This window comes from Pseudomonas sp. ICMP22404 (genome assembly GCF_006227205.1).
Lineage (GTDB): Bacteria > Pseudomonadota > Gammaproteobacteria > Pseudomonadales > Pseudomonadaceae > Aquipseudomonas.
The window spans coordinates 1-947 of record NZ_VCNG01000049.1 but is presented as its reverse complement, the minus strand read 5'-3'; the positions used below and the strand labels follow the sequence as shown (position 1 = coordinate 947).

The 947-nt window shown below is 64.0% G+C and carries 1 protein-coding gene; it reads left to right on the top strand.

Features of this window, described 5'->3' with window-relative positions; translation table 11 throughout:
- Positions 1-947, top strand: a 947-nt coding sequence (locus FGE05_RS29575; protein WP_139650430.1) for an OprD family porin, incomplete at both ends; no start/stop codon positions are given.

Below are 947 nucleotides of genomic sequence, written 5' to 3'. Positions count from 1 at the left end.
TTCATCCTCGACGCCAAGTCCGGTTTCACCCAGGGCCCGGTGGGGTTCGGCATGGACGTGCTGGGCCTGTACTCGATCAAGCTCGATGGCGGCAAAGGCACCGCCGGCACCCAGTTGCTGCCGGTCCACGATGACGGCCGCCCGGCCGATGACTTCGGTCGCCTGGGAGTTGCCCTCAAGGCCAAGGTGTCGAAGACCGAACTGAAGGTCGGCGAATGGATGCCGGTGTTGCCGATCCTGCGTTCCGACGACGGTCGTTCCCTGCCGCAAACCTTCCGTGGCGGCCAGGTCACCTCCACCGAGATCAGCGGCCTGAGCCTCTACGGCGGCCAGTTCCGCGGCAACAGCCCGCGCAACGATGCGAGCATGGAAGACATGTTCATGAACGGCCGCCCGGCCTTCACCTCCGACCGCTTCAACTTCGGCGGCGGCGAGTATGCCTTCAACGACAAACGCACCCAGGTCGGTGTCTGGTACTCGGAACTGAGCGACATCTACCAGCAGCAGTATTTCAACCTGACCCACAGCCAGCCCATCGGCGACTGGACCCTGGGCGCCAACCTCGGCTACTTCATCGGCAAGGAAAACGGCAGCGCCCTGGCCGGCGACCTGGACAACAAGACCGCCTTCGCCATGCTCTCGGCCAAGTACGGTGGCAACACCTTCTACGTCGGCCTGCAGAAACTCAGCGGCGACGATGCCTGGATGCGCGTCAACGGCACCAGCGGCGGCACCCTGGCCAACGACAGCTACAACTCCAGCTACGACAACGCCAAGGAAAAATCCTGGCAAGTGCGCCACGACTTCAACTTCGCCGCCGTCGGCGTGCCGGGCCTGACCCTGATGAACCGCTACATCAGCGGCGACAACGTGCACACCGCCACGGTGGACGACGGCAAGGAATGGGGTCGTGAAAGCGAACTGGCGTACACCGTGCAGAGCGGTGC